Below are 1768 nucleotides of genomic sequence, written 5' to 3'. Positions count from 1 at the left end.
TTTTAGCACCTAAGTCATTATAGTTTTACCATTACCCTCCAAAATAGACGATCTGGCTATAAAAACTATTGTACCTAGGTACTAACAAACAAATTGTTACTCAGATTTGAAAGCCTGCATCGCTGGCAAACAGCGAGTAAGATCAAAACCTTTTGCATTAACTTCAGCAACAAGCTGATCAAACGAATGAGCAACTTGATTATTTAACACCCATAAAACAGAAGAACGCGTTCCAGTTCGGCAAAATGCTAATGTTTTTTTCCCTTGCGCCACAACATCCAACTGAACATCGAGCTCATTCTGAGACAACTTAGAAAGATCCACTGGATTATAAATATACTCCACCCCTAAAGCCGCCGCTTTAGCCGCTAAATCCTCAGACAATGGCTGATCTTCGGATTCATTGTTTGGACGATTATTAACAATCAACTCAAAACCTTGATCACGATACATTTCTATTTCTGACTCAGTAATTTGTGGCAATACAAAATAGTTTTCAGATAATTTAATTGGATTCATAAACTCCACCTTAGATAAATACTTAGTTACGATACAAAACTTTAATCAAATGAAAGCCAAACTGAGTTTTAATAGGTCCTTGCACTTTTAACAAAGGACCATTAAACACAGCCTTATCAAACGCTTTCACCATATCTCCTTTTCTAAACTCCCCTAAATCGCCTCCCTTTTTACCAGAAGGACAAGTTGAGTGTTTTTTAGCCAACTGATGAAAGTCTCCACCCTTATCCAATAACGCTTTTACCTTTTCACATTCTGCTTTTGTTTTAGTCAGAATATGACACGCACTTGCAATAGACATACAAAACTCCAAAACGCGTTATCAAAAAAAAGCATTTTAACCTAAATGGAAAGATCAAATATATGATAACGTAAGCAGCAAAATAGATATTAAGCATAGAGACAATAGAAATGAGCGACTTAGTAGGTATACAAGATCTATCCATATTATTAGTTGAACCTTCAGATGTTCAACAAAAACTTATTCACCGAACATTAAAAGAAATTGGCGTTAGCCAAGTAGAAACAGCAACTTCAATTTCAAGCGCTCTTAACATTCTCGACAATTACCAACCAGATCTAGTTATTAGTGCCATGTACTTTGATGACGGTACTGCAGATGATTTTCTACAAAAAATCCGTCACAATGAAAGCACCGAAAGTCAAGCCTTTATGCTTATTTCAAGTGAACGCAAGAAAGCTTACCTTGAGCAATTAAGGCAATCAGGCGTCTTAGCAATTCTTCCAAAGCCTTTTTCTTCAGACGCCATTACTCGAGCTTTAAAAGCCACAATAGATATTATAAGTGAAGATGAAATTGAGCTTGAGCTATTTGACACTCGCTTATTAAGAGTACTCATCGTGGATGATAGCCGCCTGGCTAGAAAACATATCAGCAGAGTACTAGATGGCATGGGCATCCAAGAACCTAAGCAGGCAGAAAATGGAGTTGAGGCAATAGAACTCCTTCAAAGCGAAGCCTTTGATCTAATCATCACAGATTACAATATGCCAGAGATGGACGGTAGAGAACTAACGGAGGCGGTTCGTAACTCAAGCGAATTCTCTCACATCCCTGTTCTCATGGTTAGCTCAGAAGCAAATGAGACACACCTTTCCAATATTGCTCAAGCTGGCGTTGACGCTATTTGCGATAAACCCTTTGAGCCAGCAACAGTAAGGCAACTACTTTCACAAATCATGTCCTAAACATAGCTTTAGGTATGATCAAAAAAAACGGCCTTTTGGC

General features: G+C 38.0%; 3 protein-coding genes. 1 reads left to right on the top strand and 2 read right to left on the bottom strand.

Translation table 11 applies throughout. The annotated features are described in order from the left end of the window. Positions 1–96 precede the first annotated feature (96 nt). Positions 97–519, bottom strand: coding sequence for a TIGR01244 family sulfur transferase (locus Q0A08_RS00860; RefSeq protein WP_438464272.1), 423 nt, complete (start codon positions 517–519; stop codon positions 97–99). 22 nt (positions 520–541) lie between these two features. Then, complete coding sequence (locus Q0A08_RS00855; RefSeq protein WP_438464271.1) at positions 542–820, bottom strand: peptidylprolyl isomerase; 279 nt, start codon at positions 818–820, stop codon at positions 542–544. A 110-nt stretch (positions 821–930) separates the two neighbouring features. Here Q0A08_RS00855 and Q0A08_RS00850 point away from each other — a divergent pair, with 110 nt between their 5' ends. Further along, positions 931–1728: a response regulator transcription factor gene (locus Q0A08_RS00850; protein WP_438464270.1), complete on the top strand. Its 798-nt coding sequence runs from the start codon at positions 931–933 to the stop codon at positions 1726–1728. The last annotated feature ends 40 nt before the right edge of the window (positions 1729–1768 follow it).

The organism is Marinomonas sp. PE14-40 (assembly GCF_051623805.1).
Classification (GTDB): Bacteria; Pseudomonadota; Gammaproteobacteria; order Pseudomonadales; family Marinomonadaceae; genus Marinomonas.
This window is presented reverse-complemented; position numbering and strand designations above follow the sequence as displayed.